The organism is Phenylobacterium sp., assembly GCF_035539035.1.
Classification (GTDB): domain Bacteria; phylum Pseudomonadota; class Alphaproteobacteria; order Caulobacterales; family Caulobacteraceae; genus Phenylobacterium.
In genome coordinates, this window is the sequence record NZ_DATLJI010000015.1 from 200,429 (window position 1) to 216,414 (window position 15,986).

Sequence of the window (15,986 nt, forward strand, 5' to 3'; positions counted from 1 at the left end):
CCCTACCTCAGCGTCTCGAGCTCCCGCGAAAGGTTGGCCCGCGCCCGGGCCTCCCGCGCCGCCCGGAAATCCGGGTCGGGAAAGATAACCGGCGCGTCCAGGAAGCGTTGCAGCACGCGCCCCCGCCCCGCCCGCCACAGCGGCTCGGGCACATGGGCGTATTCCTCGCGGACGGCGCGCGCGTAGGCGTCGTAGGCCTGCGGGCTGCCGCCGAGAACCGCGAGGTCGATCGAGACCAGGATGGCGCCCAGCCGATCCCCCGCCGCCACCTCGTGGCCCGCGGTCAGGCGGACGAGGCGCGCGACCTCCTCCACCTCTGCGGACGAGGCGCCCAGCGCGGGAAGCTCGCGCCGGGCGAGGTCGGCGCTGCGCGCCTCGTTGTCGGAGGCTTTCGGATCATAGATGGCGTCGTGCCACCAGATCGCCCAGCCGAGCACGCGCCGCTCGGCGTCGCTCAGCCCCGGCCAGGCGTCCAGCAGGTCCAGGCAGGCGTCGATGTGCGCCTGGCCGTGGTAGCGCCGGTGCGGCTCGGCGTACCGCGCCTCAAGGGAGGACGTCGGCGGCGTTCTCAACGTCGGCGGCCACCTTCATCGAGACGATCTTGCCGGGCGCGCGCGGCGGCTCGCCCTTCGGCAGGGCGTCCACATGGTCCATGCCCGAGACCACCTCGCCCCAGACGGTGTACTGGCGGTCCAGGAAGGTGGCGTCGTCGAAGCAGATGAAGAACTGGCTGTTGGCCGAGTTCGGGTTGGGCGTACGCGCCATGGAGCAGACGCCGCGCACGTGATGGGCGTCCGAGAACTCCGCCTTCAGGTTCGGCTTGTCCGAGCCGCCCGAGCCGGTGCCGGTCGGGTCGCCGCCCTGGGCCATGAAACCCGGGATCACCCGGTGGAAGACCACACCGTCGTAGAAGCCCTCCCGCGCCAGCTCCTTGATGCGACTCACGTGGCCCGGCGCCAGGTCGGGGCGCAGCTTGATGACCACCGGCCCGCTCTCCAGCGTCATGATCAGGAAGTCTTCGGGGTCTTGGGCCATCACTTCACCTCTACCGGAATGGTCACGTCGCAGGCCGTAAAGTCGGCCCCCTTCTGCGCGCGGACGCGCGCGATCTCGGCCTTGAACCAGGCGCCCTTCGGATCGATCACCCGGACCTTCGGCCGGCCCGCCTCGGGCAAATCGGCGAGCACCCGGACGCGTTCCATCCGGTCCTGCGGATCGGGCACGGGCTCGCCCACCTTGATCGAGCGCACCACGTCCTGGCCGGAGATCACCCGGCCCCAGGCGGTGTAGCGCTTCTCGAGCGACGGATAGGCGTCGCGCATCAGGAAGAACTGGCTGTTGGCGGTGTCCTCGCCCTGGCCGCGGGCCATGCCGGCGACGCCGGGACAGAAGAGCGCCCAGCCGGCGACCTTCTGGTCGCGGGTCATCGGGGCCAGCATCATCGACTGCGTCATCACCGGCAGCGACTTGATGAAGCCCACTTCGGCCACCGCCTGGTCGGCGGCCAGCACGAACGGGGCGTCGGCGCCGCGGCGGAACATGAACTCGGCGGCGATGTCGGGCTTGGAGGAGCCGCCCTGGCCGTTGTTCTGCGGGTCGCCCGTCTGGGCCATGAAGCTCTCGATCACCCGAAAGAAGGTGAGGCCGTCATAGAGCCCCTCGCGGGTCAGCTCGCGAATGCGCTGGACGTGGTTCGGCGCCGCCTCGGGGATCATCTCGACGATCACCCGGCCCTTGTTGGTGTCGATCACCAGGACGTCGGCGGGATCGGGCGTGCGCCAGTCGGCCGCGGTCGGGGCGGCGGGCTTCGGCGGCGCGGCCGGCGCGGGCGCCTTCTTCTGGGCGGCGGCCGAGGTGGCGAGCGCGGCCAGGGCGGCCGCCAGCAGGAGGGATCGTCTCATGGGGCGCAGTCCTAGCCCAGCCGGCGGGCCGAGGTCTATGCGCGCCCGACCTTCTGCAGCAGGCGGTCCTTCACGCCGTCGCTGACGAACTTGGTGACGTCGCCGCCGAGGATGGCGATCTCCTTCACCAGCTTCGAGGCGATCGCCTGGTGGCGCGGGTCGGCCATCAGGAACACGGTCTCGATGTCCCGATCGAGCTGCTGGTTCATGGCCGTCATCTGGAATTCGAACTCGAAGTCGGCCACGGCGCGGAGACCCCGGACGATGACCCCGGCCCCGACCTCGCGGGCGAAGTGCATGGTCAGGCCCTCGAACGGCTGCACCACGATCTCGGCGCGGTTGCGGAGCGGCGCCACGGCCTCCTCCACGATCGCGACCCGCTCCTCCAGGGTGAACAGGGGCCCCTTGCCGGCGTTGATCGCCACGCCCAGGACCAGCTTGTCCACCAGCTTCACGGCCCGACCGATGATGTCGGTGTGCCCGTTGTGGATGGGATCGAACGTGCCCGGATAGAGCCCGATGCGGGTCATGCGCCTTGGTCCCCCAACTACCCGACTTCGCCTTTCGCTGGGGACCGCGGTTCTGGCAAGCCCAAACTTCCGTGAGGCGAGCGGGCGGCGTCGGCGCTAGGCCTCGCCGCCGCCCGTGTCTTCCGGACCTCCCGTGACGTCACCTTCGACCTCGTCGGCGTCGTCCTCGCCGGTGTCGGCCAGGCGCTCGACCGAGACTACATGCTCGTCCTGGTGCTTGCGGAAGATGATCACGCCCTGGGTGTTGCGGCCGGCGAGGCGGACCTGCTTCACCGGGATGCGGATCAGCTGGCCCTGGTCGCTGACCAGCAGGATCTGGTCGGTTTCGTCCACCGGGAAGGAGCCGGCGAGCTTTCCGCCGCGCTTGGTGAGGTCCTGGGCCAGCAGGCCCTGGCCGCCGCGGCCGGTCCGCCGGAACTCGTAGGCGCTGGTGCGCTTGCCGAAGCCCTCGGTGGAGACGGTGAGGATGATCTCCTCGCTGGCGCCTAGTTCTGCGATGCGCTCGGGGCTGAGGGCGGCCTCGCCCTCCGTGGCCTCGGCGTCCTCCTCCTCTGGCCCCGCGGACTCCTCGCCCTCCTCCGTCTCGCCCGTGGCGATGCGCATCGCCTTGGCGTGCTTCAGATAGGCGGCGCGTTCCGCCGGCGTGGCCGGGACGGAGCGCAGGATGGCCATGGAGATGACGCTGTCGCCATCGGCGAGGCGCACGCCGCGCACGCCGGTCGAATCGCGGCCGGCGAACACCCGGACCTCTTCCGTCGCGAAGCGGATGCAGCGACCGAGCGCGGTGGTCAGCAGGATGTCGTTCTGGCCCGCGTTGCAGACGCCCACGCCGATGATGGCGTCGCCCTCGTCGAGCTTCATGGCGATCTTGCCGTTGCGGCGGATATCCACGAAGTCCGACAGCTTGTTGCGGCGGACGTTGCCCGAGCGGGTGGCGAACATCACGTCGTACTGGTCCCAGCTCGCCTCGTCCTCGGGCAGGGCCAGGATGGAGGTGATGCTCTCGCCGGGCTCGATGGGCAGCAGGTTGACGAACGCCTTGCCGCGGCTGGTCGGCGTGCCGAGCGGCAGGCGCCAGACCTTCAGCTTGTAGGCCTTGCCGCCCGAGGAGAAGAACAGCATCGGCGTGTGGGTGTTGGCCGAGAACACGCGGGTGACGGCGTCCTCGTCCTTGGTCGCCATGCCCGAGCGGCCCTTCCCGCCCCGGTGCTGGGTCCGGTAGATCGAGAGCGGCGTGCGCTTCACATAGCCGCCGTGGGTGACGGTGATCACCATCTCCGCACGCTCGATCAGGTCCTCGTCCTCAACGTCGGCATCGCCCTCGACGATCTCGGTGCGGCGCGGCACGGCGAACTGATCGCGGACCGCCACCAGCTCCTCACGCACGATGCCCATGACGCGCTCGCGGCTGGCCAGGATCGTCAGGTGGCCCTGGATGGAGCCGGCGAGCTCGGTCGCCTCGCCGAAGATCTCGTCGCGGCCCAGGCCGGTGAGGCGCGACAGGGTCAGCGCCAGGATGGCGCGGGCCTGCTCGTCGGTGAGCCGGATCCGGCTGGCCTCGACCACCACGGTGCGCGGGTCGGCGATGAGCTCGACCAGCGGCAGCATCTCGCCGGCCGGCCAGTCACGCGCCACCAGCCGCTCGCGCGCCTCGGTCGGGTCCTTGGACGAGCGGATAATGTGGATGAACTCGTCGATGTTGGCGACGGCGATCGCCAGGCCCACCAAGACGTGGCCGCGGTCGCGGGCCTTGGAGAGCTCGAACTTGGTGCGGCGGACCACCACTTCTTCGCGGAAATCCACGAAGGCGGTGATCATCTCGCGCAGGCCCATCTGCTCGGGCCGGCCGCGGTTCAGCGCCAGCATGTTGACCCCGAACGAGCTCTGCAGCGGCGTGTAGCGGTAGAGCTGGTTGAGGATCACCTCGGCGGAGGCGTCGCGCTTCATCTCGATGACGACGCGCATGCCGTCGCGGTCGGACTCGTCGCGCAGGTCGGCGACGCCCTCGATCCGCTTCTCCCGCACCAGCTCGGCGATGCGCTCCACGAGCGCGGCCTTGTTCACCTGGTAGGGGATCGAGTGGATGACGATGGCCTCGCGCTCCTTGCGGAGCTCCTCGATGGAGGCCTTGCCGCGCATGATCACCGAGCCGCGGCCCGACATCAGCGCGTTGCGCGCGCCGGTGCGGCCGATGATCTCGCCGCCGGTGGGGAAGTCAGGGCCTGGGACGATGTCCAGCAGGTCGTCCAGGCCGATCTCCGGGTTGTCGATATAGGCCAGGCAGGCGTCGACGACTTCGCCAAGGTTGTGCGGCGGGATGTTGGTGGCCATGCCGACGGCGATGCCGCCGGCCCCGTTGACCAGCAGGTTGGGGATGCGCGACGGCAGGACGACCGGCTCCTGCTCGGAGCCGTCATAGTTGTCCTTGAAGTCGACCGTGTCCTTGTCGAGGTCCGCCAGGATGGCCATGGCGGCGCGGGTCATGCGGCTCTCGGTGTAGCGCATGGCCGCCGGCGGATCGTTGTCCACCGAGCCGAAGTTGCCCTGGCCGTCGATCAGCAGCAGGTTCATCGAGAACGGCTGCGCCAGGCGGACCATGGTGTCGTAGATCGCCACGTCGCCGTGCGGGTGATACTTACCCATCACGTCACCGACCACGCGGGCCGACTTCACATAGCCGCGGTCCGGAGTGTGCCCCTGCTCGTTCATCGAGAAGAGGATGCGGCGGTGCACGGGCTTCAGACCGTCGCGGACGTCAGGCAGGGCGCGGCTGACGATCACGCTCATGGCGTAGTCGAGATAGCTGCGCTTCAGCTCGTCTTCGATGGCGATAGGGGCGACGCCCCCGCGCCGGTCTTCCGGTGGGGTGGTGTTCTGGTCGGTCAAGGGAGGGAATTCGCCGTGAGAATCGGACAGTTACGTAGGGATTGTTGTTAGCATTTGCGAGCGGGCGAAGCCAACTCTCGCGCGGGCGCGCACGCGAGGCCATAGAGCCGCGCCCAACAGCCGCCGTGACCTGCGCGGCGCGAGCCACTAGGTTCCGGCCATGCCCCTGTCCCCCGGAGAGCCCGCCCCCTGGTTCACGGCGCCGACGCTGTCGAATCCCGAGTACGTGTTCGACACAGTGGCCGGCCGCTACGTGCTGCTGGTCTTCCTGCCCGCCGCCCCCGCCGAGGCGGCTCCGGTCCTGAAGGCGCTGGCGGCGCGCCAGCGGCTGTTCGACGATGTGCGCGCCTCGGCTTTCGTCGTGGTGCGCGGCGACGCCGCCCCGCCGGGGGCGCAGGACCTGCGCGGCCTGCGGTGGATCCTGGACCCCGAGGGCGCCGTGGCCCGGCTCTACGAGGCCGTGGAGCCCGACGGAAGCGAGCGGCCGCGGTGCGTCATCCTGGACCCCACCCTTCGGGTCTTGGGCCTGACGCCGGCGGCCAAGGTCGACGGCGCGCTGGACTACGTGGGACGCCTGCCGCCGCCAGGCGAGCATGCCGGCGCGCCGCTCCATGCGCCGGTGCTGATCCTGCCCCGGGTGTTCGAACCGGAGCTCTGCCGCGAGCTGATCGCCATGCACGAGGCGGAGGGCGGCGCATTCACCGGCGTCATGCGCGACCAGGGCGAGCGGACCGTCATGGTCATGGACGAGCTGAAGAAGCGCCGGGATATCTTCCTGCGCGACCCGGCCCTGCAGGCTCCCATCCGCGAGCGGATCGAGCGCCGGGTGTTCCCGCAGATCGAGCGGGCCATGGGCTTCCGGTGCACGCGCATCGAGCGCTACCTGGTCAGCTGTTACGACGCCGGCGACGACGGCGTCTTCCACGCCCACCGCGACAACACCACCTTCGGCACCGCGCACCGCGCCTTCGCCTGCTCGGTGAACCTCAACGACGACTTCGAGGGCGGCGACGTGCGCTTCCCCGAATTCGGCCCGACCGCCTACCGGCCGCCGCTGGGCGGCGCCGTGGTCTTTGCCTGCGGGCTGCTGCACGAGGTGATGCGGGTCACGAAGGGCCGGCGCTACGCCTTCCTGCCCTTCTATTACGACGAGGCCGGGGCCGAGACGCTGGCGGCCTACGAGGCCCGCACCGGCCAGCGACTGGAGCCGATCGGATGATCGCGCCCCTGCCCCCCGGCCTCACGGTCGGGGACACCGCCCCGCACTTCATCTGCCCCGCGCCGGGAAATCCCGCCTACGGCTTCGGCGCGGTGGCCGGCCGCTATGTGCTCCTGGGGTTCCTGCCGGAGGATTCGGCGGTGCGCGACGCCGCCGTCGGCGCCCTCGACGCCGAACGGGGCCGCTTCGACGACCTGACCCTCACCGCCTTCCTGGTGATCCGCGACGCCCCCTCCATCGCCCGGGCGAAGAACCGTCTGCCCGGCCTGCGCTGGCTGTTCGACGCCGACGGGACGGTGAGCCGGCTCTACGGCGCACTGGACACGGAGGGGCGCGAGCCCGGCCTGTGGGTGCTGCTCGACCCGGCGCTGCGGGTGATGGCCGTGGCCCCAATGTCGGAGACTGAGGCGATCTTCCGGCAGGTCGCCGCCCTGCCCCCGCCCGCCGAGCACGCCGGCGCGCCGTTGGTGGCCCCGGTGCTGATCGTGCCCCGGGTGTTCGAACCCGAGCTCTGCCGCCACCTGATCGAATACTACGACGCGCGCGGCGGCGAGCTGTCAGGGGTCATGCGGGACGTGGACGGCCGCACGGTCGGCGTGCTGGACGAAATGAAGCGGCGGCGGGACGTCCACGTGGAGGACGCAGCCCTGCGCCGCGAGCTGATGCTCAGGCTCCACCGGCGGCTCTCGCCCGAGATCCTCAAGGCCTACAACTTCCGCGCCACCCGCCTCGAGCGCTACCTGATCGCCTGTTACGACGCGAGCGACGGGGGCTACTTCCGCCCGCACCGGGACAACACCACCCTCGGCACCGCGCACCGCAAGTTCGCGGTGTCGATCAACCTCAACGCGGAAGGCTTCGAGGGCGGAGACCTCCGCTTCCCGGAATTCGGCCCGCGCACCTACCGCCCGCCGACCGGCGGCGCCGTCGTCTTCGCCTGCGGCCTGCTGCACGAGGCGACGCCGGTCACGAAGGGACGGCGCTACGCCTTCCTGCCGTTCCTCTACGACGAGGCCGGCGAGCGCCTGCGCGACGTCAACAGGGCCCATCTGGCGACGGAGACGCCCGGGTCATCGGCGGTTCAGGCGAGCGCGGCCAGTTTTGCGCCCGAATGACGTGCTACAGGGCTCCACGATGAGACTCATGACCTCCGCACTGCTGGTCGCCGCCGTGGCCCTGCCCGCCGCCGCCGCCCAGACCCCCATCGCCCCCGGCTATTGGGAAACCACCAGCCAGATCATCTCGCCGCTGCCGACCAAGAAGACCGAGAAGCGCTGCATCCGCGAGGAGGACGTCGAGAAGTTCATCGGCGGCGCGCCCAACCGGCACTACACCTGCACCTATCCGACGCGGGAGATCTCCGGCGGCAAGATCCGGCTGGTCGGGAGCTGCAAGACCAAGAACAGCGCGCCGGTGCCGATCAGCGGCGAGGGCGTCTACACCCGTGACAGCCTGCGGCTGGACGCCCGCGTGCGGGCCAAGCTCGGCGGCCTCACCGTGCCCGTCCACGCCCGCACGATCGCCAAACGCATCGGGGATGCCTGCCCCGCGCCCACCGCCGACGGCAAGTAGACGCCTCCAGCCGCGTCGGCCTCAGCCCGCGTCGACTTTGGGCCGTGTCGGCTTCAGGCCGCGTCGGCCCGTTCGTCCGGCTCGGCGATCGCCTCGACACTCCGCGGCGCGCCATCGGTGCGGAAGTGGGCGATCATCTCCGCAAGCCGCATCGTCTCGCGCCGCAGACTCTCCGAGGCGGCCGAGGTCTGCTCGACCATGGCGGCGTTCTGCTGGGTCACCTGGTCCATCTGGGCGATCGCCACATTGACCTCGCTGAGCCCGGTCGACTGTTCGCCCGCTGACGCCGCGATGGCGGTGACCACGGTGTCGATCTGGGCCACCTGGCCGAGGATCCGGTGCAGCGCCTCGCCGGCGCCGCCCACCAGCTCCACGCCCTGGTCGACCTGGGCGGTCGAGGCGGAGATCAGCGCCTTGATCTCCTTGGCCGCGTCGGCGGAGCGCTGGGCGAGCCCGCGCACCTCCGAGGCGACCACGGCGAAGCCCTTGCCGGCGTCGCCGGCGCGGGCGGCTTCCACCCCGGCGTTCAGCGCCAGCAGGTTGGTCTGGAAGGCGATCTCGTCGATCACCCCGATGATCTGGCTGATTTGCTGCGCCGACTTCTCGATCTCGCTCATCGCCGCCACCGCGGCGCCGACCACCTCGCCGGAGCGTTCCGCGTCGGCCTTCGACTGGGCGACCAGCGCTTGGGCCTCCTGCGCGCCCTCGGCGGTCTTCTTCACCGTGGCGGTGATCTCCTCCATGGCCGCGGCGGTCTCTTCCAGGCTCGCCGCCTGCCGCTCGGTGCGGGTCGAAAGGTCGCCGGCGGCGGAGCTGATCTCGTCGGCGCCCCGCAGCAGCTCGCCGGTGTTGCCGGCGATCTCGGCGACGGTCGCGTGGAGCCGCTCGATGGCGCCGTTGAAGTCGGCCCGCAGCCGCTCGTACTCCGGCGCGAAGGCGGTCTCGATCCTGTGCGTCAGATCGCCGGCCGACAGCCGATCCAAGCCTTCGGCGAGCGCCTCGACCACCTGGGCCTGCTCCCGCGCACGGGCGGCGCGCTCGGCCTGCTCGCGGGTCTGGGCGTCCGCCTCGGCCTCCCGGCGGCGCAGCGCCTCGGCCGCCTCCTGCTGGGCCTTGGTCTGGATGACCTCCTGGAACTCCTTCACCGCCCGCGCGATGTCGCCGACCTCGTCGCGCCGGGCCGCGCCGGCCAGTTCGACGTCGAGGTTGCCGGCCGCCAGCTGGCGCATGTCCCCGGTCAGGACCTGGATCGGCCGCACCACGGCGCGGCGGGCGAAGATCACGAGAAGCGCGGCAAGCGCCACCCCCATGGCCAGGGCCAGCCCCATCAGCAGGCGCGCCAGCCGGGCGCTCTCGGCGCCGGCCTCGGCCTCGCGCGTGGCGGCCGCCTCAATCTGCTCCGTGGCCTGCTCCATCGCCCCTTCGAGCGCCGTGAAGCGCGCCTTGAAGTCCGGCAGGGCGGCGTCGGCCGCCAGGGGATCGGCGATGGCGAGCTGCGCCATCTGTTCGGCCGCCTGGATGTATTCGCCCAGCGGCGCCTCCACCTTGGCGAGCGCGGCCCGGGATGCGGGATCCCGGACGATGGCGCGGTTCTCCTTCAGCGCCGCGCGGAAGCTGGCCGTATGCTCCGCCAGGTCCGCCCGCACTTCGTCCATCGCGACGCCCGCCCCCGGCTGGCGCGCGAGCAGGGCCGAGAGCACGTCCGAACGCAGGGCGTCGTGCATCATGTCGGCTTCCATGTGGTTGCGCAGCACCCGGGCTGAAACGGTGCCGCCCTCGAGCGCCACGGTCAGGTGAACGGCCACCCACATTCCCGCCCCCGCGCTCGCGGCGCAGAGCAGGAAGACGGCCGCCCCCGCGGCCATCACCTTCTGATTGATCGTTCGCACGTCGAATCCCCCAAGATCGTCCGTACCGACGGTATCCCACCGCGGGACTTAATAATTGCTCTACTATACTTCCGCTTCTTCCATTAGCTTGATAAGCATATACAATACCAACGTTCTCCAGGCTTAAATACTTGTTCAATTCCTGCGCTTAACTCTCCGCCTGAAAAGGAAGGGGAGCAGTATGCTCAGATCAACCAAGACACGCCTCGTCGCGGGCGCCGCGGCCTGCGTGCTCCTGGGGGCGACCGCGGCCCAGGCGCAGGACGCCGCCGCCTGGACGGTGGAAGGGACCTACACCGCCGACGTGACCGGCGCCCTGGACGGCGCGGACAGCCGCGCGGGATGGTTCCTGGACAACCTCGACATCATCGTGGACGGCGACCTGGAGGCCGCGGCCGGCTGGCGGGGCGCCAAGCTCCACCTCTACCTGCTGAACAACTCGGGCGGGCAGCCGAACGACCTCGTCGGCACGCTGCAGGGCGTGGACAACATCGAGGTGTCGCGCCAGCGCGCCCGCCTCTACGAACTGTGGATCGAGCAGAGCTTCGCCGACGGCCGCGCCTCGCTGCTGGCCGGGCTCTACGATCTCAACAGCGAGTTCTATTCCACCGAGGCCTCGGGCCTGCTGATCGCGCCGCCGTTCGGCATCGGCTCCGAGATCGCCGCCACCGGGCCGAACGGGCCCTCGATCTTCCCGTCCACCGCCCTGGCGGCCCGCCTGCGGTTCTCCGGTGAGGACGGACGCTATGCCCAGCTCGCGGTGGTCAACGCCCGGGCCGGGACGATCGGCGATCCCGACGGCCCCGACACCAACCTGGACAACGGCGCCCTGGTCATCGGCGAGGCGGGCGTCGGCGAAGGCCGCCGCCTGGCGCTGGGCGCCTGGACCTACACCGAGGCGCAGGACGACATCCGCGACCTGCGGGCCGACGGTTCGCCCGCGCAGAGCGACGCCCGCGGCGCCTATCTCCTCGCCGAGCACCCCCTCGCCGACGGCGGCGACGCGGCCCTGTCCGCCAGCGCCTTCCTGCGCATCGGGGTTTCCGATGGCGACACGACCGATTTCCGCGGCGGCTGGCAGGCCGGCGTGCTGGTGGAGCGGGTGTTCCCGGGCCGGCCCGACAGCGCCTTCTCCGTCGGCGTCGAGCAGGGGATCCTGTCCTCGAAAGGACGCGCCAACCTCCGCGACGCGGGGATCGACGCGGCCGGCGCCGAGAGCAGCCTGGAGATCACCTATTCCGACCGCATCCACCCGCGCGTGACGGTGCAGCCGGACCTGCAGCTGATCCGCCACCCCGGCGGCGACCGCCGGCGCGACACCGCCGTGGTGGGCGCCCTGCGGGTGACCGTGGACCTCTTCTAGCGCCCTAGAACGGAATCTCGTCGTCGAGGTCGGCGGAGAAGTCCTCGCGGGGACCGGAGGACTGGGCGCGCGGGCCGGAAGAGAAGCCGCCGGAATAGCCGCCCTCGTCACGGTCGCCCGCGCCGCCGCCTTCGCCGCGGCCGTCGAGCATGGTCAGTTCGCCGCGGAACTTCTGCAGCACCACCTCGGTGGAGAACTTCTCCTGGCCCGACTGGTCCTGCCACTTGCGGGTCTGCAGCGAGCCCTCGATGTAGACCTTGGAGCCCTTGCGCAGGTACTGCTCGGCGACCTTCACCAGGTTGTCGTTGAAGATCACGACCCGGTGCCACTCGGTCTTCTCCTTGCGCTCGCCGCTCGAGCGGTCGCGCCAGGTCTCGGACGTCGCGACACGGAGATTGGCGACCCGGTCGCCGGAGTTGAGGCTGCGGATCTCGGGATCCGCCCCGAGGTTGCCGACCAGAATGACCTTGTTGACGCTGCCCGCCATGGGATGTCCTGAGCTTCCGTGGTTGCGGGCCCGCCAAGCGCGGGCCGAAGCCCGTAGGCTAGCCCAGCGTTAACGCCGCATCAATAGAATGTTCTAGTTCTGTTCCGCTTCGTCCACAGGCTTATTGCTGGGGCTCCTGCGGCATCGCGCCCGGGATCGCGAGCCGACCGTCGCCGGTGCGGACCAGGGCCACGAAGCGCGGGCCCTCCAGCGAGGTGGAGGTCAGCACGCCGGCCTTCTCCAGGAACAGGAAGTTCGACTGGTAGGCGCCGTAGATCTCCTGCTGCGTGCCGCCCAGCCGCAGGAACTTGATGCGCATGGCCTCGAGGTTGGCGGCGCAGGTCTCGAGGTTCGGGGCGGTGACCAGCTTGTTGTACTTCAGCGAGCCGTCCTTCTGCGGCACGACGTGGAAGCAGACGCCGGGGTCGCCCGGCGGACGGGTCCGCTGAGCGCAGGCGGTGACGGCGGCCGTGGCGGCCAGGGCGAGGATCAGGGCGATGCGCTGCATGGCGCGAGCCTACACGGGCCGCGCCGGGCCGTCACCCGAGGCCGGGAAGCGAGCAACCCGGCCCCTGCTCGCCGAGGGTGCGGAAGCTGCGGTTGTCGTCGGAGACCTCCACCCGGCCCGGCACCAGGCGCAGGGTCTGCTGCCCCCAGCGGCCGTAGGTGGCGCCGCCCGGCCGTTCGCAACGCCCCGCGAACAGGGTGAGCGCGCAGGCGCCGCGGGGCATGTCGCCCGGCAGCCTCCGCCAGCGGCCGCCGGCGTAGCGCCAGCAGGCGGCCAGCGGTTCGTCCGGAGCCGGGGCCAGCTCCGGTTCGGCGGCGTCGGCTGGCTCCATCTCGGTCTCCACCGCGCCCTCCTCCGGCGGCAGCGGCGTGAGGACCATGCCGGCCTGCTCGGCGGCGGCGAGCGCGCCGGTCTCGTCGACGCCCACGTCCAGGGCGTCGGTGGCCACGCCGTTGCGGCGCGCGCATTCGGCCAGGGTGAACTCGCCGACGAACTGGCCGGCCACGAAGCAGCGGAGCGGCCGGGCCGGATCCAGTCGGTTGTCCACCTCGGCCGAGTCGATCACCAGGCCGCCCGTGGAGGCCGGCGGGGGCGGCGTGCGCTCACCCTGGCCAGAGGCCAGCAGCATCCAGGCGATGGCCATCCCGGCGACCAGCGCCACGGCGCCGCCGATGAGCACCAGGGCCAGGCGACGGTCCTTGGGCGGCGGGGGCGGCGTCGGGCTGGAATCCATGGCCCTCGCTAGACCGGGCCGACGACGCTTTCAAGGCGCCCTAGGCGCCGCCGGTCAGCCTGTCCAGGGCCGCCTGATAGTTGGCGATCTGGTTGGTGAGGTAGGCCGGCGCCTTGCCCGACTGGGCGGCGATCTGGTCGGCCGCGGACTTCGGCGTCACGGCGGCCACCATGTCCTTGTAGATGCTGCGGACCACCCCCATGGCCGCGGCCACCTCGGCGAGCGCGTGGCTGACCTGGTGGACATCGGAGAGGTTGAGGTCGCGCGGCAGCCCGAGCCCGTAGATCTTGGCGCGGCCGTCGGCGGGCATCTCCTTGCCGTCCACCGTGTTGGTGGTGCGCACCACGCTCTCGGTGATGCCGAGCATCTCCAGGGCGTCCTTGCCGGCGGTGCCCGCTCCCACCTCGATGACCATGCGCGGATTGATCGGCTCGATCTTCAGCGTCCGGGCGCCCTCGGCGGTGTTCAGCGTCACCTTGGCCTGGAAGCCGGAGGCCCGGCGGATCTTCTGGGCGAGGGTGTCTAGGGTGTCCTTCTCCTCGATGGTGATGGTCGACTGGCGCCCCTCCCCCATCCGGATCGTGAACTTGTCGCCCGACCGCAGCGAGCTCACCGCGGTCAGGCGCTCGGAATCGCCCAGCGGCAGCGCGCCGGTCGGGAGGCCCAGCCGATCCAGCACGCTTGCGCCGCCCGGATCCACGGCGATCGCCGTGGGCGCCGCGCGCCCGTCCTTGCCGCCGATCCGGCGCGACCAGTCGACCGCGCCGGTGGCGATGTCGAGGCTGGCCACGAAGCCGTCCTTGGTCCCGACGGGATCATGCCCCGGCAGGTCGGCCCCCACGGCCCCGCCGAGCCAGACCTTGCCGGCCGAAACGGCGAGCGAGGTGGCGCGGTCGTCGCCGCTCCCGCCGTAGTAGGCCACCTTGTCCGTCCCCGCAGGCGTCAGCCCGGCCGACAGCCGGGCCGCGAACGCGTCGGTTCCGCCGGCGTGGGCCCGAGTCACGGCGCCGGCGGTGAGGAAGCCGTTGGCCGTTGTGCCGGCGACCACCACCTCGCCGCCGTCCAGCGCGAGGCCCGCGATCTCGCCGCCCTGGAGGTCACCGAGGTCGCGCGTGGCCGTGAGCGCCGGCGCAGCGCCGGAGACGTCGAAGCGGCGCAGGACCGCGCGCCCCTGCTCCACGCTGGCCGTCACGATAGAGGTCCCGTCGACCACCAGGCCGGCGGTGCGGTCCGCGCTCGTGGTGCCGAAGCTCTGGGTGAACAGGGTCTGCACCTTCCCGGTGGCGGCATCCTGCCTGAACGCCTGGATGTAGCCATCCCAGTCGCCGATGACGTCGGCGCCCTGCATGGCCGACTTCGAACGGCCGGCCACGTAGACCGTGCCGTCCGCGCCGAACGCCACGTGGCTCGCCTCGTCATCCTGGCGCGCGCCGCGCCGCTGGGTCCACAGCTCCTGCCCGTCCGCGTCGAACAGGGTGACGAAGCTGTCGGTGTTCTTGGCGAAGGTGGTGCTGCCGTTGGAGTTCAGCGCCCCGTCCGTCGCACCGCCCAGGTCGCCGGTCACGGCGCCGGCGATCGCGATCTTCCCGTCGGCCGAGACCGAAAGCGCCATCCCGGTCGCGGAGCCGGCGGCGCCGAGCGTGCGCGCATAGATCAGCTTGCCGGCCGAGTCGTACTTCAGCAGAGCCACGTCCTGCTGGCCCTTGATCTCCTGCCCGGCCGTGGCGGCGGTGACGTCGGCCAGCATGTAGACCGCGCCATCGGGGCCGACGGTCTGGGCATGGACCGTCTTCACCTCGGGCCCGAGCGTCTTGGCGAACACCCGGCCTTCGACCCAGTGGCTCTCGCCGGCGGCCTGAACAGGCGGCGGCACGGCCGAGGTGTCGGTCTGGAACTTCAGGAACTGCTGTTCCACCCGGCTGTCGCTGGTCGCGCTCTTTCCATCAGGATCAGGATTGCCGACCTGCTGGGCGACATAGACCGCCCCTGCGGTGGCTGGGGCGGAGAAATTCACCGTCTCGCTGGTGCCGGCCTTCACCTTCAGCGCCCACTGGTCGGAACTGGGCGGCAGGGTGACGGCCTTGCCCGCGATGGTCACCTGCCGCGGCTGGCCCGGGATTCGGTGGCTGAGGATCCGGGTCTCCAGGCCCTCCGCCTGAAGCTGCTGGTTTATGTAGTTGATGACGTTGCCGATCGTGCGCGGCTGCCCCCCCATGCCGGCCAGGTCTATGGCCACGTCGTGCATGGTGTTCACCTTCTTCACCGACATGGTGAAGCTCACCGGCCCCTCGAAGGCCGCGACGGGCTCGCTCGTCGAATCGGTGAGCGGCGGGGTCACGTACTCGGTCTTGGTCTTCTGCACCGCCAGCTTGGTCTTGACCGAGGCGGTGGCCTCACCCTGGCTAAGTCGGGCCTGGTCGAGCTGGACATCGTTCACATAGCCCGAGACCTCACCCATGCCGCGAGCGAAGGTCTTCTGCAGCTGCGAGCGTTCGATGCTGGTCAGGCCCTTGGCCTGGGCGCGGCTCGCCACGTCGCTGAGCATCGAGAGGCCCTGGTAGAGGGCGAACAGCTTGCGATAGTCGGCGCTGGCCCCCGTCAGGTCGAGTTTGGCGCCGTTCTCGTCGATGAACTTGCGGCCGGACAGCGCGCTCTTCACCGCCGCGCTGGCGTCGGCCGCCGTGGGCGTCGCGGTCCAGGGCGCGGTGGGCGCGACCTTCTTGACGGGCGCAGCGGTGTCCGCGGCCGCGATTCCGGCGCGGGACTGGTAGAGCCCCAGAAGAACGCTGGTGTCGATCGGTGTTATGGCCATGCGACGCCGCCCGCAGGACGCAATCCCGCGCCACGATCTTGCCCGAACAGGGTGGCCAGGCCGTTAAGTCGACGCGAAAAACCCGG

Annotated in this window: 14 protein-coding genes; 4 read left to right on the top strand and 10 right to left on the bottom strand. The window is 70.8% G+C overall.

Annotated elements, in window-relative coordinates:
- Window positions 1-2: 2 nt before the first annotated feature.
- The 5 genes from VM685_RS12970 to gyrA form a co-directional block, all read right to left on the bottom strand.
- On the bottom strand, window positions 3-572 hold the full coding sequence (locus tag VM685_RS12970; RefSeq protein ID WP_325460577.1) for a phosphohydrolase: 570 nt from the start codon (window positions 570-572) through the stop codon (window positions 3-5).
- A complete protein-coding gene (locus tag VM685_RS12975; protein WP_325460578.1) occupies window positions 544-1,035 on the bottom strand; it encodes a peptidylprolyl isomerase in 492 nt (163 codons plus the stop codon). Before VM685_RS12975 ends, VM685_RS12970 begins: the two co-directional genes overlap by 29 nt.
- Window positions 1,035-1,901 carry a peptidylprolyl isomerase gene (locus VM685_RS12980; RefSeq protein WP_325460579.1) on the bottom strand — a complete coding sequence of 289 codons (867 nt, stop codon included), beginning with the start codon at window positions 1,899-1,901 and terminating at the stop codon, window positions 1,035-1,037. Before VM685_RS12980 ends, VM685_RS12975 begins: the two co-directional genes overlap by 1 nt.
- 35 nt (window positions 1,902-1,936) lie before the next feature.
- Window positions 1,937-2,431 carry a pantetheine-phosphate adenylyltransferase gene (coaD, locus tag VM685_RS12985; protein WP_325460580.1) on the bottom strand — a complete coding sequence of 165 codons (495 nt, stop codon included), beginning with the start codon at window positions 2,429-2,431 and terminating at the stop codon, window positions 1,937-1,939.
- Window positions 2,432-2,527: 96 nt separating this feature from the next.
- Window positions 2,528-5,317, bottom strand: coding sequence for a DNA gyrase subunit A (gene gyrA / locus VM685_RS12990; RefSeq protein ID WP_325460581.1), 2,790 nt, complete (start codon window positions 5,315-5,317; stop codon window positions 2,528-2,530).
- A gap of 160 nt (window positions 5,318-5,477) precedes the next feature.
- Between gyrA and VM685_RS12995 the strand changes: the two genes are divergently transcribed.
- The 3 genes from VM685_RS12995 to VM685_RS13005 are packed head-to-tail and all read left to right on the top strand — an operon-like array spanning window position 5,478 to window position 8,108.
- On the top strand, window positions 5,478-6,536 hold the full coding sequence (locus VM685_RS12995; RefSeq protein WP_325460582.1) for a 2OG-Fe(II) oxygenase: 1,059 nt from the start codon (window positions 5,478-5,480) through the stop codon (window positions 6,534-6,536).
- Window positions 6,533-7,651 (top strand): 2OG-Fe(II) oxygenase, encoded by a 1,119-nt coding sequence (locus VM685_RS13000; protein WP_325460583.1) that lies wholly within the window; start codon window positions 6,533-6,535, stop codon window positions 7,649-7,651. The genes VM685_RS12995 and VM685_RS13000 overlap by 4 nt, the downstream gene beginning before the upstream one ends.
- 19 nt (window positions 7,652-7,670) lie before the next feature.
- Complete coding sequence (locus VM685_RS13005; protein WP_325460584.1) at window positions 7,671-8,108, top strand: DUF3617 domain-containing protein; 438 nt, start codon at window positions 7,671-7,673, stop codon at window positions 8,106-8,108.
- A gap of 53 nt (window positions 8,109-8,161) precedes the next feature.
- Here VM685_RS13005 and VM685_RS13010 read toward each other — a convergent pair whose 3' ends face one another.
- Complete coding sequence (locus tag VM685_RS13010) at window positions 8,162-9,997, bottom strand: methyl-accepting chemotaxis protein (RefSeq protein WP_325460585.1); 1,836 nt, start codon at window positions 9,995-9,997, stop codon at window positions 8,162-8,164.
- A 181-nt stretch (window positions 9,998-10,178) separates the two neighbouring features.
- On the opposite strand from VM685_RS13010, the gene VM685_RS13015 reads away from it, so the two are divergent.
- A complete protein-coding gene (locus VM685_RS13015) occupies window positions 10,179-11,360 on the top strand; it encodes a carbohydrate porin (RefSeq protein ID WP_325460586.1) in 1,182 nt (393 codons plus the stop codon).
- Between the two features lie 4 nt (window positions 11,361-11,364).
- Here VM685_RS13015 and VM685_RS13020 read toward each other — a convergent pair whose 3' ends face one another.
- The 4 genes from VM685_RS13020 to VM685_RS13035 all read right to left on the bottom strand — a co-directional run bounded on the left by VM685_RS13020 (window position 11,365) and on the right by VM685_RS13035 (window position 15,900).
- Window positions 11,365-11,847: a single-stranded DNA-binding protein gene (locus tag VM685_RS13020; RefSeq protein ID WP_325460587.1), complete on the bottom strand. Its 483-nt coding sequence runs from the start codon at window positions 11,845-11,847 to the stop codon at window positions 11,365-11,367.
- A gap of 121 nt (window positions 11,848-11,968) precedes the next feature.
- A complete protein-coding gene (locus VM685_RS13025; RefSeq protein ID WP_325460588.1) occupies window positions 11,969-12,355 on the bottom strand; it encodes a hypothetical protein in 387 nt (128 codons plus the stop codon).
- Between the two features lie 31 nt (window positions 12,356-12,386).
- Window positions 12,387-13,088, bottom strand: coding sequence for a hypothetical protein (locus VM685_RS13030; protein ID WP_325460589.1), 702 nt, complete (start codon window positions 13,086-13,088; stop codon window positions 12,387-12,389).
- A gap of 40 nt (window positions 13,089-13,128) precedes the next feature.
- Window positions 13,129-15,900: a hypothetical protein gene (locus tag VM685_RS13035; protein ID WP_325460590.1), complete on the bottom strand. Its 2,772-nt coding sequence runs from the start codon at window positions 15,898-15,900 to the stop codon at window positions 13,129-13,131.
- Between the last annotated feature and the right edge of the window lie 86 nt (window positions 15,901-15,986).

Coding starts and splice junctions, on each gene's coding strand:
- VM685_RS12975 (WP_325460578.1), bottom strand. CDS start 1,035: ATGGCCCAAGACCCCGAAGACTTCCTGATCATGACGCTGGAGAGCGGG.
- VM685_RS13025 (WP_325460588.1), bottom strand. CDS start 12,355: ATGCAGCGCATCGCCCTGATCCTCGCCCTGGCCGCCACGGCCGCCGTC.
- VM685_RS13005 (WP_325460584.1), top strand. CDS start 7,671: ATGAGACTCATGACCTCCGCACTGCTGGTCGCCGCCGTGGCCCTGCCC.
- VM685_RS13020 (WP_325460587.1), bottom strand. CDS start 11,847: ATGGCGGGCAGCGTCAACAAGGTCATTCTGGTCGGCAACCTCGGGGCG.
- VM685_RS13015 (WP_325460586.1), top strand. CDS start 10,179: ATGCTCAGATCAACCAAGACACGCCTCGTCGCGGGCGCCGCGGCCTGC.
- VM685_RS13035 (WP_325460590.1), bottom strand. CDS start 15,900: ATGGCCATAACACCGATCGACACCAGCGTTCTTCTGGGGCTCTACCAG.
- VM685_RS12980 (WP_325460579.1), bottom strand. CDS start 1,901: ATGAGACGATCCCTCCTGCTGGCGGCCGCCCTGGCCGCGCTCGCCACC.
- VM685_RS12995 (WP_325460582.1), top strand. CDS start 5,478: ATGCCCCTGTCCCCCGGAGAGCCCGCCCCCTGGTTCACGGCGCCGACG.
- VM685_RS13000 (WP_325460583.1), top strand. CDS start 6,533: ATGATCGCGCCCCTGCCCCCCGGCCTCACGGTCGGGGACACCGCCCCG.
- VM685_RS13030 (WP_325460589.1), bottom strand. CDS start 13,088: ATGGATTCCAGCCCGACGCCGCCCCCGCCGCCCAAGGACCGTCGCCTG.
- coaD (WP_325460580.1), bottom strand. CDS start 2,431: ATGACCCGCATCGGGCTCTATCCGGGCACGTTCGATCCCATCCACAAC.